Genomic DNA, 15223 nt, shown 5'->3' on the forward strand with positions numbered 1-15223 from the left:
ACTCGTAGGCTGGGGCCATGACGGAACTGCCAGCCCGGCGTCTGCTGCTGGTGCATGCTCATCCGGACGATGAGTCGATCAACAACGGCGCGACCATGGCCGAGTACGCGGCCCGGGGTGCCCGGGTGACGCTGGTCACCTGCACTCGCGGTGAGCGCGGTGAGGTCATTCCGCCCGAGATGCGGCATTTGACCGGCGCCGCCCTCGGGGAGTACCGCCTGCGCGAGCTGGCCGCCGCCATGGGTGAACTCGGGGTCACGGACTTCCGGCTGCTCGGCGGCGCGGGGCGTTACTCGGACTCCGGGATGATGGGCATCGCGGACAACGAGGACCCCGGCTGCTTCTGGCAGGCCGACGTCGACGAGGCCGCCGGACATCTCGTCGAGGTGATGCTCGAGGTCCGCCCCCAGGTGCTGGTGACCTACGACGAGAACGGCGGGTACGGTCACCCGGACCACATCCAGGCCCACCGCGTCGCCATGCGGGCCGTGGAGCTGGCCGCCGAGGCGGGCTGGCGGATCCCCAAGGTCTACTGGAACCGGGTCCCGCGCTCCGTCGCCGAGGCCGCCTTCGCCCGCCTCGGCGACGAACTGCCCGGCCTGCCCTTCGGAAAGAGCGCCGCCGTCGCCGACGTACCGGGTGTGGTCGACGACGACCGGATCACCACCGCGATCGACGGCACCGCGTACGCCGCCGCCAAGGCCGCCGCGATGCGCGCGCACGCCACCCAGCTCGACGTCGCCCCGGACGCACCGTACTTCGCGCTCTCCAACGAGCTGGCGCAACCCCTGTTCACCACCGAGTACTACGAATTGGTGAGCGGGGAGCGACCGGCCGTGCAGGAGGCCGATCTGTTCGCCGGGATCGATCTGCTCCCCGAGGTGGAGGAGACGTCATGAGCTCGGGAGGAAGGGGCTCCATGCTCGCGCAGCCGTTGCAGCGGCCCTCCGGTGGGCGGGTGGCCGCCCTGCTGGGGCTGTTCGTGCTCGGTGCGGTCGTCGCCCTCGCCGGGGCCCTGGTGCAGGCCGGCTGGTTCCCGGGCGGACTGCTGCTGGCCCTGGCCGGCGCGGCCGGAGTGTTCCTGGGCGGGGCGTATGCCCTGGGCAGCCGCGCCGGCGCGGTCGCGCCGGTGGCCGGCTGGATCGTCACCGTCATCTTCCTCACCACCAGCCGTCCCGAAGGGGACTTCCTGTTCGGCGCGGGCGGTGGCACCTACCTGTTCCTGCTCGGCGGCATGGCCCTCGCTGTGATCTGCGCCACCCTTGCGCCGGGGCGGCAACCTGGGGGCGACGCGCCCCGACTTGGCAAGTGACGTACCACTTCGCGATGCGGTGCGCGTGCGAGTCCCGTGTGGGTTTCCCAGCGGTCGTGGGATAAGCGCCAGAAGTGGCCAGTATGGTGGTGCGCGCCGCCGAGTCGCCCGAGAGAGGTCGTAACGCGGGCGGCGGAGCCAACCGGGAGAACCTGCCTTGAGTCGTGAAACTGACACTCCGTCCTCCGGCCCCAACGGGCGCGGCGGAGCCGCATACCCTTCGGGCACGCCGCCGTACGGAACCCCCATGGTTTCCGACGGCGGTACGGACGCGGGCCGTTCGGCCGCGCAGCCGGAGGAGCGCAAGACCGAGACCACCCTGACGACCCGGATCCGGATCAACATCCCCGGATCCAGGCCGATCCCGCCGGTCGTGATGCGCACGCCCGTCGCGGACGCCGAGAAGGGCACCGACGACACGGCCGCCGAGCCGCAGCCCGCGGCCGCCACCACGATGTCCACGGGCACCGTCGCGCCGCCCGCCGACCCCGCGGCGCCGGCCGACGAGAAGGCCAGCGACTGGTTCGCGCCCCGCAAGTCCGGCGCGGGCAAGGGCGGTCAGGGCGGCGGCGGCACGAACGGCGCCGGTCTGCCGGGCGGTTCCGCCGCCGGCGGTACGACGGCGCCGGGCCCGGACGCCCCGGGCGGTGGTGCGCGTCCGAACGGTTCCGCTCCCGTGGGCGGTGCGCGTCCGGGTGCCGGGCGCCCCGGCGGTGTGGTCGGTTCGATGAGCGTGCCGGGTGCTTCCCGGTCGGGCGGGACGAACGGCGCGGGGCTTCCCGGCGCCACCGGTGGTCCCGTGGCTCCCGGGCACGGCGGCGGCACCGGTTCCTTCGACGTGACCGAGGCGCTGGCCGCGGGCCCGCTGGGCAGCGGCAACGGAACTCGCCCCGGCTCCGGCTCATCCTCCGGACCGGGGGACAGGGGCGAGCCGCGGCGTGCCGAACTGCCGTACTTCGCGGAGAACGGCCGCGGCGGCCAGAACGGCCCCACCGGTACGAACGGTCAGGGCGGCCAGGCCGGCCCCGGTGGCCCCGGCACCTTCAACGGGCCCGCCGGCCCGACCGGTGGTCCGGTCACCGGCGACGGCCCGCTGGTGCCCCCCGTCGGCGGCGGACAGGGCGGCCTGGGCGACCTCGGCATGCAGCCCGGCACCGCGTTCGAGACCCCGGAGAACTTCAGCGGCCCCGGCCCCGGCGCCGCCCGCACGGCCCCCGGCGCCACCCGTACGGCCCCGGGCGGCCCCCGTACGGCCCCCGGCCCCGGGCAGGGCCCCGGCTCCGCCCAGGGACGCGGCCCGGGTGGCGGCATGAGCGACGACACGGCGATCCTCACCCCGCAGAAGCCGGCGCCCGAGCCCGGCACGCCCGGATACCGCCCCCCGGCGGAGAACGTCTCCGGGCACACCGTCACCAGCGGCATGCCCGTCGTCCCGTCGGGTGGCGACTCCCCGTTCGGACCGGGTGCGCGTACCGGTGGACCGCAGTCGCCCACGCCCCCCAAGCTGCCCGAGCCGGCCGCGCAGAAGGCGGCGGAGAGCAAGCCCAAGAAGCAGAAGAAGGGCCGCAGCAAGCTGGTGCTGCTCGGCGGCGGCGTGGTCATGGTCGCCGGTGTCGCCTACGGCGCCGGCCTGCTGATGAACCACTCCGACGTGCCCAAGGGCACCACCGTGCTCGGCGTCGACATCGGCGGCGGCACCCGTGACGACGCGGTCAAGAAGCTCGACGACGCCTTCGGCGACAAAGTGAACAAGCCGCTGAAGCTGTCGGTGGGCGGCAAGACGGTCTCCCTCACGCCGGACAAGGCGGGACTGCAGTTCGACTTCCAGTCGACGGTCGGCGCGGCGGCGAAGAGCGACTACAACCCCGTCTCCGTGATCGGCTCCCTCTTCGGCCAGAAGCGGGTCGTCGAGCCGGCCATGCCGGTCGACGGGGAGAAGCTCCAGGCGGCCCTCCAGGCCGCGGGCGGCGGCTCCGGCTCGGTCACCGAGGGCACGATCAAGTTCGAGCCCGGGAAGGCCGTCGCGGTCTACGGCAAGGCGGGCAAGGCCATCGACGCCGGCCGGTCGACACAGGCGGTCCGGGAGGCCTACCGCGCGGAGGTGGAGACGGGCACGGCGACTCCGGTGACCGTGCCGACGACCACCAAGCAGCCGACGGTCTCCAACGCCGAGGTCGACCGGATGATGAAGCAGTTCGCGGAGCCGGCGATGTCGGCGAACGTGACCGTGCAGACGGACGCCGCGCACTCGATCCCGATGAGCCCGCAGAACTCGCTGTGGAAGTTCCTCAGGGTGACGGCGGTCGACGGGAAGCTGGTCGACAAGCCCGACCTGGCCGCCCTGAAGAAGCTGTACGGCCAGACGTTCGACGGCGTGCTGATCACCCGGGCCGACGGCAAGAAGACGCCCCTCACGCCCGAGGAGATCTACCTCAACCTGCGCACCGCGCTGATGAGCAGGACCAACCGGATCGCGGTCATCGACACGAATCCCAGCTAGGGCCTGTCCGGCCGACGTGAGGGAGGGGGGGGGGGGGGGCGGGGGGGGGGGGGGGCCCGGCGGGGGCCCGCCCCCGCCCGCCCCCCCCCCCCCCCCGCGCGGCGGGGGGGGGGGGGCCGCCGCCGGGGGGGGGCGCGGCGGGGGGGGCCCCGGGGGGGCCGCCCCCCCCCCCCCCCCCCCCGGGGGGGCCGGGGGGCCCCCCCCCCCCCCCCGGGGCCGGGGGGGGGCCCCCCCCCCCCCCGCCCCCCCCCCCGCCCCTCCCTCACATCCAGTCACACCCGTCGCATGACATCTGTCATCCGGCACTCGGGACCGCCGACACTGACGGCGCACCGGCCGCCGGGGCCAGCATGTACGTCATGACAACGACAGCGGCGACCACCGGCACCCCGGTGGTCGGGTTCGATCAGGTGAGCAAGACGTACGGGAGCACCCGGGCCGTGGACGGGCTCTCGCTGCGGCTGCACCCGGGCGAGACCGTGGCCCTCCTGGGCCCGAACGGCGCCGGCAAGTCCACCACCCTCGACCTGCTGCTGGGCCTCAAGCAGGCCGACGGCGGCACGGTCAGCGTCTTCGGCACCAGCCCGCGCGAGGCGATCGTCGCCGGACGCGTCGGGGCCATGCTGCAGAGCGGCGGGCTGATGGACGAGGTCACCGTCGCCGAGCTGGTCCGGCTCGCCTGCGATCTGCACCCGCGGCCGTACAAGGTCACCGACGTGCTCGCCCGCGCCGGCATCACCCAGATCGCCGACCGCAAGGTCAACAAACTCTCCGGCGGCCAGGCCCAGCGCGTCCGCTTCGCCCTCGCCACCGCCGGCGACAGCGACCTGATCGTCCTGGACGAGCCGACCACCGGTATGGACGTCTCCGCCCGCCAGGCATTCTGGGCCACCATGCGCGAGCAGGCCGACCAGGGGCGGACCGTGCTGTTCGCCACGCACTACCTGGAAGAGGCCGACGCCATCGCCGACCGCGTCCTGGTCCTGCACCGGGGCCGGCTCCTGGCCGACGGCACCGCCGCCGAGATCAAGGCCAAGGCGGGCGCCCGCCGTGTCTCCTTCGACCTGGAGGGCGAGATCGACGAGACCGCCCTGCGCGGCCTGCCGTTCCTGAGCACGATCGGCATATCGGGCCAGACCGTACGCATCCAGTCCACCGACGCCGACGCCACCGTGCACGCCCTGTACGGCCTGGGCGTCTACCCCCGCAACCTCGAAGTCGCCGGGCTCGGACTCGAGCAGGCGTTCGTCGCCATCACCGAGGCCGAAGAGGCCAAGGAGGACACGCAGTCGTGAAGAGCCTCATCAGACTGGAACTCGCCCGCTCCCTGCGCAACCGCAAGTTCCTGTTCTTCTCGGTGATCTACCCCTCGGTCATCTTCCTGCTCGCCTCGAACCAGAACGGCACCCACGGCAAGATCGACGGCACCGGTCTGACCGTCGGGGCGTACGTCATGGTCTCCATGGCCTCCTTCGGCGCCCTGACCGCCGTGCTGATGGGCAACAGCGAGCGGATCGCCAAGGAGCGGGAGAGCGGCTGGGTGCGGCAGCTGCGGCTCACCACGCTGCCCGGGCGGGGGTACGTCCTCGCCAAGACCGCCAGTGCCGCGGTCGTCAGCCTGCCGTCCATCGTGGTCGTCTTCCTGGTCGCCGCCGCCGTGAAGGACGTACGCCTCAACGCCTGGCAGTGGTTGGCCCTGACGGGTGCCATCTGGGCCGGCAGCCTCGTCTTCGCCGCGCTCGGCGTCGCCATCGGCTACCTCGCCTCCGGGGACGCGGTCCGCCCGCTCACGATGATCATCTACTTCGGTCTGTCGATCCTCGGCGGCCTGTGGTTCCCGTCCTCCAGCTTCCCGACCTGGCTGCAGAACATCGCCAAGTGGCTGCCCACGCACGCGTACGCTGCCCTCGGACGGGCGATCGAACAGAGCCAGGCCCCGCACACCCAGGACATCGCCGTCCTCGCCGTCTACTTCCTCCTCTTCGCGGGCGGCGCGGCCTGGCTGTACCGGAAGGACACGCTGAAGGCGTGAGCACGATGACGGAAGACCGACGGTCGGACGAGATCCCGGCGGAGCGGCTCGTGCGCATGGGCGAGGCGCCCCGCAACATGACCGAGGCCATGCGCAAACTGGTGTGGATCGTCCCCTGGCTGGTCTTCCTCGCCTCCCCGGTGAGCGACCTGGCCGGGGGCCACCACACCGCCGGCGCCACCGCGGCCGGCGGGACGGGGCTCGTCACCTTCACCGGGATCTACCTGGGCCTGGTCTTCCGCAACATGGGGCAGCCATTGCCCGGGCGGGTCGTCGGGTCCCTGGTAGCCGTGCTCTTCGTGCTGGCCGTGGTCCTGAACCTCACCCTGGGCGAACACTGGCTCGGCCTGTTCGTGTACGTCTCGGTCACGTGCGGGGCGACCCTCCCGCTGCGCACGGCGTACTGGACGATCCCGGCGACCACCGTCGCGATGATCCTGGTCGGGCTGCGCGTCGGTCCGGACACCGCCTGGGGCCTGTTCCTCGTCGTGCTGCTCGTCGGCTACTCCATGACCGGGGTGCGGCAACTCGTCCGCACGACCGTGGAGTTGCGCAAGGCCCGGGTCACCGTCGCCCAGCTCGCCGCCAACGAGGAACGGCTGCGCCTCGCCCGCGATCTGCACGACCTGCTCGGCCACTCGCTGTCCCTGATCACCCTGAAGAGCGAGCTGGCGGGCCGGATGCTCCCCGACCACCCCGACAAGGCCGCCCAGCAGGTCGCCGACATCGAACAGGTCAGCCGCCAGGCACTGGTGGACGTACGGGAGGCGGTCACCGGCTACCGGCGTCCGCGCCTGGCGGCCGAACTGGCCGGTGCCCAGGTCGCCCTGACCGCCGCCGGGGTCGTCGCCGAGGTGCCCGCCGAACCCGACCTCGCGGGCATCCCCGAGGAGACCGAGGCCGCCCTCGCCTGGGCGCTGCGCGAGGCGGTCACCAACGTCGTACGGCACAGCGGCGCCGACCGCTGCACGGTGGAGGTTTTGCGCCGCCAGACCCTGGACGGCCCCGTCCTCGAACTCGCCGTCGAGGACGACGGATCGGGCGGTTCGGGCAAGGGGCCCGGCAACGGGCTCACCGGCCTGACCGAGCGTCTGGAGAAGGCCGGCGGCACCCTCGAGGCGGGCCGGGGCAGACGGGGTTTCCGGCTGGTCGCCCGTGTACCCGCGCCCACCGCCGGGGACGTAATATCCGGGGCATGAGCAGCACGATCAAGGTCCTCCTCGCCGAGGACCAGTCGATGGTCCGGGAGGCGCTGGCCGCTCTGCTCGGCCTCGAGGACGACATCGACGTCGTCGCCCAGGTGTCGCGCGGGGACGAGGTGCTGGCCGCCGCCCGCGAGCACGGCGTGGACGTCGCCCTGCTCGACATAGAGATGCCGGGCTGCACCGGCATCGAGGCCGCCGCCCAGGTCCACAAGGAGCTGCCCGCGGTCAAGCTGGTCGTGCTCACCACCTTCGGACGGCCCGGCTACCTGCGCAGCGCCATGGAGGCGGGCGCCGACGCCTTCCTGGTCAAGGACGCCCCCGCAGCCCAGCTCGCCGCGGCGGTGCGCAAGGTGCTGGCCGGCGAACGCGTCATCGACCCCACCCTCGCCGCGGCGGCCCTCGCCGAGGGCGCAAACCCCCTCACCGACCGCGAACGCGAGGTCCTGCGCGCCGCTGCCGACGGCTCCACCAACGCGGAACTGGCGGCCGCCCTGCACCTGTCCCAGGGGACCGTACGCAACTACCTCTCCACGGCGATCCAGAAGCTCGCGGTACGCAACAGGGCGGAGGCGGTCCGGATCGCACGGGAGAAGGGCTGGCTGTAACGCCCCGGACCCGCGCCGGCGGTCAGTTCAGCATCGCCCGCGCCGCGTGCGCCTGCTGCCGTACCCGGTCCGCGGCCGTCTCGTCCACCACTTCCACCAGCTCGGCATAGGCGTCGAGTTCGGCCGCGCCCTCGGTGAAGTCCCCTCGCTGCACCAGCAGTTGCGCCCGTTCATAGCGCAGCCGGGCCGGATGGGACGGCAGCAGCAACGACAACTCCACGGCCCACAGCCCCACATCCGACCGCTCCGGCCGGGCCGCCGCCCACGCCCGGACGTTGTTCAGGATCCGCGTCACCACCTCCAAGGGCGCCGCGGGCACCAGCATCGCCGGATCCAGCGGGGCCCCCGTCGCCCCGGCCACCAGCAACTCGGCGTCGGGCCCGGTCAGCACCCGCCCGCCGTCGAACGGATCGGCGAGCACCTGCTCCGCGGCCGTTCCCAGCCCCACCACGAAGTGGCCCGGCAGCGCGACCCCGTACACCGGCGCCCCGGCCCGCCGGGCGACCTCCATCCACACCACCGACAACAGGATCGGCAGCCCGCGCCGCCGCCGCAGCACCTCGTGCAGCAGCGAGGACTCCAGCCGCTGGTAGTCCGCGGCACAGCCCCGGAACCCGTACCGGTCGCCGAGCAGCTCGCACAGCGCCACCGCCCACGCGTGCGGACCACCCGGCCGGAACGGCAGCTCTCCCGCCAGCCGGTCCAGCTCCACCTGCGCCGCGTCCAGGCCGGCCTCGTCCAGGGAGCCGTCCGCCTGCGCGGCGAGCAGCAGGCACAGCGCCGACAGGTCGGGCCGCTCGGACCGCGCCTCCTCGGCGAACCGCTGCCGCAGCTCGACGGTCCGCCCGGGCGGTGGGGGATAGGGGGCACTCATGACAGGCACCTGCCCCGTTCAGACCGATCCGTGCCGCGGGCCGGCGGGGTCCTCCGGCGCGCGGTAGTGGTGGTACGCGTGGTGCGCCGAGAAGCCCAGCCCGGCGTACAGCGCCCGGGCGGCCTCGTTGTCCGTCTCGACCTGCAGCCAGGCCGCCGAGGCGCCCTCCTCCATGGCCCGGCGTGCGAGGGCGGCCATCACGGCCGTGGCCAGCCCGCGCCGCCGTACGGCCGGGTCCACCTCGACGGCGGCGAAACCGGCCCACCGCCCGTCCACGACGCACCGGCCGATGGCGAGCGGTGCGCCACCGCCCTCCCGTGGGTCCGGGGGAACCGTCGCGAACCACACCGACGGCCCCGCGCCCAGCACCTTCAGGGCCACCTCACTCACCCCTTTGCGCTGATACCGCGCCAGCCACGCCTCGTCCGCCTCCCGCGCCAGCGCCACCTCGATGCCCTCGGCCCGGTCGGCGACCGGCGCCGGCGCGCCGATCCACAGCTCGGCACTGACCTCGCGCACCCAGCCGCGCCGCTCCAGCTCCGCGCAGAGCAGCTCCTGGGTGCCCTCGGCGCCGGTGGCGGTCTGGATGTACGCGGGGAGCCCGCGCTCGCCGTACCAGCGTCGTACGGCCGCCAGGGCTTCGTCGAGGGGCAGCCCGGGATCGCCGGCCGGCAACACGCTGTTCGCCCGCCTGGTGAACCCGTCGGCGGCCCTCAGTTCCCACTCGCCGAGCCGCTCGCTCTCCACCGGACGCCACGCCCGGGACGCGACGTGCGCCAGCTCGGAGTATGTGGCGGACGGGCCCCGCCGACGCGCCGGGGCGGCCGGGACCACCTTGCCCGCGACCAGCGCGGATTCCGGAATCCGGACGCTCTCGCCGTTCCGCTGTGTGATCAGCAGCACGCCGTCGTCCCATGATGTGAGAACACCCACCGTGTCGGTGAACTTCTCCTCCGACGCCTCAGTGTCCCTCAAGCGCCGTACGGAGACTCGTTTGCCCACGTCAGCAGCGGTGACACGGACTGTGAAGTGCCCAGCGGCCGAGATTTCCACAGGTCAGTTCACCCCTCCTGTTCGGATCATGCCCAGGAACGGAGATACTAGGGGCGGGCATCGACGACGCCGCGCTCCCGCGCGCCAGGCGGCGGAGCCTGAGGAGGCCCGCCAGCGCCCTATCGAGGAGGAACGACAGCGTGACCTACGTCATCGCGCAGCCTTGTGTCGACGTCAAGGACAAGGCGTGCATCGAGGAGTGCCCGGTCGACTGCATCTACGAGGGCCAGCGGTCCTTGTACATCCACCCGGACGAATGCGTCGACTGTGGTGCCTGTGAGCCGGTCTGCCCGGTCGAGGCGATCTTCTACGAGGACGACACTCCGGAGGAGTGGAAGGACTACTACAAGGCGAACGTCGAGTTCTTCGACGAGCTCGGCTCCCCGGGCGGCGCAAGCAAGCTGGGGCTGATCGAGCGGGACCACCCCTTCATCGCCGCGCTGCCGCCGCAGAACCAGTAAGAGCGGCCGCATCCGCGCTCCTTCGGTCCCGTACGGCACGATCGCCCTGATCGCCGCCGTACGGGACCGAGGCGTTCGCCGAAGCAGAAAGTGAGCCAGATCCCCGTGTCCGCAGTCTCCGACCGGCTCCCGACCTTCCCCTGGGACAAGCTGGAGCCCTACAAGAAGACGGCCGCGGCCCACCCGGACGGCATAGTCGACCTCTCGGTCGGCACGCCGGTGGACCCGGTCCCCGAGATCGTCCAGAAGGCCCTGATCGCCGCGGCCGACTCCCCGGGCTACCCGACGGTCTGGGGCACCCCGGCGCTGCGCGACGCGATCACGGGCTGGGTCGAGCGCCGCCTCGGTGCCCGTGGGGTGACCCACCGCCACGTGCTGCCGATCGTCGGCTCCAAGGAGCTGGTGGCCTGGCTCCCCACCCAGCTGGGCCTGGGCCCCGGTGACAGGGTCGCCTTCCCCCGTCTGGCCTATCCGACGTACGAGGTCGGCGCCCGCCTGGCCCGGGCCGAGTACGAGGCGTACGACGATCCCACTCAGCTGGACCCCGAGGGCCTCAAGCTGCTCTGGCTGAACTCACCCTCCAACCCCACCGGACAGGTGCTGGCGAAGGACGAGCTGACCCGGATCGTCGCCTGGGCCCGCGAGCACGGCGTGCTGCTGGTCTCCGACGAGTGCTACCTGGAGCTGGGCTGGGAGGCCGACCCGGTCTCGGTCCTGCACCCGGAGGTGAACGGCGGCTCGTACGACGGCATCGTGGCCGTCCACTCGCTGTCCAAGCGCTCCAACCTGGCGGGCTACCGCGCGGCCTTCCTGGCCGGCGATCCGGCCGTCCTGGGCCCGCTGCTGGAGATCCGCAAGCACGGCGGCATGATGACCTCCGCCCCCACCCAGGCGGCCGTCGTGGCGGCGCTGGGCGACGACACCCATGTCCACGAGCAGCGCGAGCGCTACGCGGCCCGCCGCACCGCCCTGCGTGACGCCCTCCTCGCCCACGGCTTCCGCATCGAGCACAGCGAGGCCAGCCTCTACCTGTGGGCCACCCGCGACGAGTCCTGCTGGGCCACGGTCGCCCACCTGGCCGACCTCGGCATCCTCGTCGCCCCGGGCGACTTCTACGGCCCGGCGGGCGAGAAGTTCGTCCGCGTCGCCCTGACGGCGACGGACGAGCGGATCGCGGCCGCGGTGCGCAGGCTGACCGACTAGGGCCTGTCCGGCGGATCATGCCGCAGACGCGGGCGGCACAGGGCGAAGGGGCCCGGGAGACATCCCGGGCCCCTTCGCCGCGAAGATCGGCAGCCGGACTCAGGCGCCGAGCTGGGGCACGCCCTTGGTGCTCGGCAGCGACGCGGCCGGGAGCGAGGACGTCGGCAGGCCGCCCTTGGCCACCGGGAGCGACGCCCCCGGCACCCCGCCCTTGGTGAGGGAACCCGTCGGCAGCCCGCCCTTGGTGGCCGTGGAAGCGGTGTCGCCCACGACACCGCCGGTGGTTCCCGCCACTTCCCCGGCGGTCCGCTGCGCCGCCGGCGTCGCCTTCTTCAGAAGCTTGCCGCCGGTCTTGCCCGCGGCGGGCACCGCCTTCTTGACCGCCTGGCCACCGGTCTCACCCGCGACCCCGGTGACGTTCTGCGTGGTGCTGTCGATGGCGTTGCCGGCGCTGGCCCCGTCCAGTGCGGTCAGCCCGCCGGTGTTCGGGGTGGCAGGCAGGTTCGTGGCCGCGCCGGCGGAGCCGGCCGCACCGACCCCGGCGGCCGCTCCCGCTGCGACAAGCAGCGCGGCACGGGCGATCCGGCGGGTCAGGGGGAGGGACATGATGCTCCTTCGCGGAAGGGAAATGAACTGATCGTCCGGACTCGGACGCAGTGAATACCGCACGAGTCCCGCGAAGGTTGCGGAGGCGACGGGTAACGAATTGATAACGCATCGCATTATCTGCTGTGGATAAAAGCGGGCGAAAGGTGTTCCGAGGGGTGCCTTGCAGAAACCTTACGGCCCTTTTTTCGCAAGGGTTCGGCGAGCCGGAGGGTGACCGCGCGAAAACCTGCGCACCCGCACCCCCGACCCGCACCGCATGACCCCGACGGGTGAGTTCCCGTACTACTGCCCGGTCACGATCCGCACGGCATCCGTCGCCGTCCCGGCGCCGCCGGCGCTCGTGGACCCGGTGCTGCGCCACCGGCTCCGCGTGCTCCCGGCGGCCCACTCGCGCCCGGCGTAGGACACCCGCTCGATGTGCAGGGCCGAGGAGTTGGCCACCGCCCAGTGTGCCAACTGCCAGCCGCGCTCCCGCGCCGTCCGCTTCGCCCGCTCCGTCCGGCCGTTCGTGCCGTGCGCCGGCACGTCGACGGGCACCGGCACGGTCACCGTCCGCCCGTGCGCCTCGGCCGTCACGCTCGGCGACGGCGTCGCCGCCCCCTTGTCGCTCACCTCGGCGCCGGCCTCCTGCAGGGCGTCGCGCCCGAAGTCCCGCACCAGTGCGGTGCGCACCCCGTCCGGGCCGACCGCCGCGACCTGTGTCCCCGGACGGCCGTCGCAGGTCAGGGTGGCCGCCGCGCGCCCGGTCAGCGCGGCGGCGAGCAGCGTGGCGTCGGATTCGTGCTTGGCGTACGCCTCCGGGTAGCCGCTGCGCTGCACGCGTTGCGCGGCCACGGTGAGCGGCAGCTCCGCGTAGTCGGGGACCTTGGCCAGGTGCTCGTAGAAGATGCCCGCCGCGTACGCCGGGTCCATGATCTGCTTCTCGGTGCCCCAGCCCTGCGAGGGCCGCTGCTGGAACAGGCCCAGCGAGTCGCGGTCCCCGTGTTCTATGTTGCGCAGCCCCGACTCCTGCAGCGCGGTCGCCAGCGCGATGGCCACCGCCCGCTCGGGCATGCCGCGTCCGGTGCCGACGGCGGTGATCGTCGCCGCGTTCACCGCCTGTTCGGGGGTGAACTCGTAGGACGCCCCGTCGCCCTTCGCCGAGACGACCCGGCAGCCCGGAGCGCCCCCGCCCCCGGTGACGTACTGGACGACGAGATAGCCCGCGACGGCGAGGAGGACCACGAAGGCCGCCCCGAAACGGAGGAGGCGGCCACGGCGCTTGGGGGCGTTCGGAGTACCCGGACTGCCGGGACCACTGGGAACGCCAGGGGTAGTTGGGGACGGCTCTGGCACCCGTACAAGGTACTGGAGCTCCCTGTGGTCCCCGAGCCGGGTGCCGGTGGCAGGTTAGGGTCGAAGTCATGGCCGACACCACGCTTGACCTCACTCTGGACGCCGCCGCGCTCACCGCGCGGCTGGTCGACTTCCGCTCCGAGAGCGGTGCCGAGAAGCCGCTCGCGGACGCGATCGAGAGCGCGCTGCGTGCCCTGCCGCACCTGAGGGTCGACCGGTACGGCAACAACGTGATCGCCCGCACCGACCTCGGCCGGGCGGAACGGGTGATCCTGGCCGGCCACATCGACACCGTGCCCATCGCCGGCAACGTCCCCTCGCGCCTCGACGAGGACGGCGTCCTGTGGGGCTGCGGCACCTGCGACATGAAGTCGGGCGTCGCGGTCCAGCTCCGCATCGCGGCGACGGTCCCGGCCCCCAACCGCGACCTCACCTTCGTCTTCTACGACAACGAGGAGGTCGCCGCCGACCTCAACGGCCTGCGGCACGTCGCCGAGGCCCACCCGGAATGGCTGGCGGGCGACTTCGCGGTGCTCCTCGAACCGTCCGACGGCCAGGTCGAGGGCGGCTGCCAGGGCACCCTGCGGGTGCTGCTGAAGACCAGGGGCGAGCGGGCCCACTCGGCGCGCGCCTGGATGGGCTCCAACGCGATCCACGCGGCGGCCCCCGTCCTGGCCCGCCTGGCCTCGTACGAGCCGCGCCACCCCGTCATCGACGGTCTGGAGTACCGCGAGGGCCTGAACGCGGTGGGGATCAGCGGCGGCGTGGCCGGCAACGTCATCCCGGACGAGTGCGTGGTCACGGTCAACTTCCGCTATGCGCCCGACCGTACGCAGGAGGAGGCCGTCGCGCACGTCCGCGAGGTCTTCGCCGACTGCGGTGTCGAGGAGTTCGTGGTGGACGACCACAGCGGCGGGGCGCTGCCGGGGCTGTCCCACCCGGCGGCGGTCCGGTTCATCGAGGCGGTCGGCGGCACCCCGCAGCCGAAGTACGGCTGGACGGACGTCTCCCGGTTCTCGGCCCTGGGTGTCCCCGCGGTCAACTACGGTCCCGGCAACCCGCACTTGGCGCACAAGCGGGACGAACGAGTCGGAACAGGGAAGATCCTGGCGGGTGAGGAACGGCTGCGCGCCTGGCTCACGGACTGACCGGACGGGCGCCCCGGCCGCCGCTTCGTGGCGGACACGCGCACGTCCCCCGTCCGTAACCCCCGGCGATCTACGCTGAGGCGGAAAGACCCGGCAAGCGGAGGGAGCGCACATGGCTACCGGCAACCCCGAGGGCAAGAAGCAGCCACCGGAGGAGCAGCGGCTGGGACCGGTCCTGAGACGGCGCGGACAGGTGACCGCGAGCACGACGGACCAGCGTCTGCTGGACGAGCGCGCCCCCACCGACTGGGTGCACACGGATCCCTGGCGGGTCCTGCGCATCCAGTCGGAGTTCATCGAGGGCTTCGGCACCCTCGCCGAACTCCCGCCCGCCATCAGCGTGTTCGGCTCGGCCCGGACGCCCGTGGACTCACCCGAGTACGAGGCCGGCGTCCGCCTCGGCCGCGGCCTGGTCCAGGCGGGCTGGGCGGTCATCACGGGGGGCGGCCCGGGTGCCATGGAGGCGGCCAACAAGGGTGCCTGCGAGGCCGGCGGCACCTCGGTGGGCCTCGGCATCGAGCTGCCCTTCGAGCAGGGGCTCAACCCCTACGTCGACATCGGGCTCAACTTCCGGTACTTCTTCGTCCGCAAGATGATGTTCGTCAAGTACGCCCAGGGCTTCGTGGTGCTGCCCGGCGGCCTCGGCACCCTCGACGAACTCTTCGAGGCCCTCACCCTCGTCCAGACCCAGAAGGTCACCCGCTTCCCCATCGTCCTCTTCGGCAGCGCGTACTGGGGCGGTCTGGTCGACTGGCTGAAGAACACGCTGGTGGCCCAGGGCAAGGCAGCGGAGAAGGACCTCCTCCTCTTCCACGTCACGGACGAGGTGGACGAGGCGGTGGCCCTGGTCTCCAAGGAAGCGGGCCGCTGACGCGGGGTCTTGGTG

At 72.9% G+C, this 15223-nt stretch carries 15 protein-coding genes; 11 read left to right on the forward strand and 4 right to left on the reverse strand.

The genetic code is table 11. The features are described 5' to 3' along the window. Positions 1–17 precede the first annotated feature (17 nt). From mshB to ACFY0F_RS12480, 7 genes are all read left to right on the forward strand, one after another. Complete coding sequence (gene mshB, locus ACFY0F_RS12450; RefSeq protein WP_388792266.1) at positions 18–899, forward strand: N-acetyl-1-D-myo-inositol-2-amino-2-deoxy-alpha-D-glucopyranoside deacetylase; 882 nt, start codon at positions 18–20, stop codon at positions 897–899. Then, positions 896–1312, forward strand: coding sequence for a DUF6113 family protein (locus ACFY0F_RS12455; protein WP_388792267.1), 417 nt, complete (start codon positions 896–898; stop codon positions 1310–1312). Before mshB ends, ACFY0F_RS12455 begins: the two co-directional genes overlap by 4 nt. Before the next feature lie 157 nt (positions 1313–1469). Then, positions 1470–3812 (forward strand): hypothetical protein, encoded by a 2343-nt coding sequence (locus ACFY0F_RS12460; protein ID WP_388792268.1) that lies wholly within the window; start codon positions 1470–1472, stop codon positions 3810–3812. 359 nt (positions 3813–4171) lie between these two features. After that, positions 4172–5107, forward strand: a complete 936-nt coding sequence (locus ACFY0F_RS12465; RefSeq protein ID WP_388792270.1) for an ABC transporter ATP-binding protein — start codon at positions 4172–4174, stop codon at positions 5105–5107. Beyond that, the gene (locus ACFY0F_RS12470) at positions 5104–5844 is read left to right on the forward strand and encodes an ABC transporter permease (protein WP_388792272.1); all 741 of its coding nucleotides are present in this window, start codon (positions 5104–5106) and stop codon (positions 5842–5844) included. The genes ACFY0F_RS12465 and ACFY0F_RS12470 overlap by 4 nt, the downstream gene beginning before the upstream one ends. Positions 5845–5849: 5 nt before the next feature. Next, positions 5850–7043, forward strand: coding sequence for a sensor histidine kinase (locus ACFY0F_RS12475; RefSeq protein WP_388792427.1), 1194 nt, complete (start codon positions 5850–5852; stop codon positions 7041–7043). After that, positions 7040–7654 (forward strand): DNA-binding response regulator, encoded by a 615-nt coding sequence (locus ACFY0F_RS12480; protein WP_388792273.1) that lies wholly within the window; start codon positions 7040–7042, stop codon positions 7652–7654. Before ACFY0F_RS12475 ends, ACFY0F_RS12480 begins: the two co-directional genes overlap by 4 nt. A gap of 22 nt (positions 7655–7676) precedes the next feature. Here the strand turns inward: ACFY0F_RS12480 and ACFY0F_RS12485 are convergent, their stop codons facing one another. Continuing rightward, entirely contained in the window at positions 7677–8528 is an 852-nt protein-coding gene (locus ACFY0F_RS12485) for a tetratricopeptide repeat protein (RefSeq protein ID WP_388792275.1), read from the reverse strand. 18 nt (positions 8529–8546) lie between these two features. Then, the gene (locus ACFY0F_RS12490; RefSeq protein WP_388792277.1) at positions 8547–9581 is read right to left on the reverse strand and encodes a GNAT family N-acetyltransferase; all 1035 of its coding nucleotides are present in this window, start codon (positions 9579–9581) and stop codon (positions 8547–8549) included. Between the two features lie 140 nt (positions 9582–9721). Between ACFY0F_RS12490 and fdxA the strand changes: the two genes are divergently transcribed. Both fdxA and ACFY0F_RS12500 read left to right on the forward strand, forming a co-directional pair. Then, positions 9722–10042: a ferredoxin gene (gene fdxA / locus ACFY0F_RS12495; protein WP_030669097.1), complete on the forward strand. Its 321-nt coding sequence runs from the start codon at positions 9722–9724 to the stop codon at positions 10040–10042. Positions 10043–10147: 105 nt separating this feature from the next. Continuing rightward, positions 10148–11245 carry a bifunctional succinyldiaminopimelate transaminase/glutamate-prephenate aminotransferase gene (locus ACFY0F_RS12500; protein WP_388792280.1) on the forward strand — a complete coding sequence of 366 codons (1098 nt, stop codon included), beginning with the start codon at positions 10148–10150 and terminating at the stop codon, positions 11243–11245. 99 nt (positions 11246–11344) lie between these two features. Here the strand turns inward: ACFY0F_RS12500 and ACFY0F_RS12505 are convergent, their stop codons facing one another. Together ACFY0F_RS12505 and ACFY0F_RS12510 are read right to left on the reverse strand one after the other, a co-directional pair. Next, positions 11345–11851: an ATP-binding protein gene (locus tag ACFY0F_RS12505; protein WP_388792282.1), complete on the reverse strand. Its 507-nt coding sequence runs from the start codon at positions 11849–11851 to the stop codon at positions 11345–11347. 285 nt (positions 11852–12136) lie between these two features. Next, complete coding sequence (locus ACFY0F_RS12510) at positions 12137–13078, reverse strand: heavy metal transporter (RefSeq protein WP_388792284.1); 942 nt, start codon at positions 13076–13078, stop codon at positions 12137–12139. A gap of 179 nt (positions 13079–13257) precedes the next feature. On the opposite strand from ACFY0F_RS12510, the gene dapE reads away from it, so the two are divergent. Together dapE and ACFY0F_RS12520 are read left to right on the forward strand one after the other, a co-directional pair. Continuing rightward, on the forward strand, positions 13258–14337 hold the full coding sequence (gene dapE / locus ACFY0F_RS12515) for a succinyl-diaminopimelate desuccinylase (RefSeq protein ID WP_388792286.1): 1080 nt from the start codon (positions 13258–13260) through the stop codon (positions 14335–14337). A gap of 112 nt (positions 14338–14449) precedes the next feature. Next, a complete protein-coding gene (locus ACFY0F_RS12520; RefSeq protein ID WP_388792288.1) occupies positions 14450–15208 on the forward strand; it encodes a TIGR00730 family Rossman fold protein in 759 nt (252 codons plus the stop codon). The last annotated feature ends 15 nt before the right edge of the window (positions 15209–15223 follow it).

Origin of the sequence: Streptomyces sp. NPDC001544 (assembly GCF_042894285.1) — a bacterium.
In the GTDB taxonomy this organism is placed as follows: Bacteria; Actinomycetota; Actinomycetes; order Streptomycetales; family Streptomycetaceae; genus Streptomyces.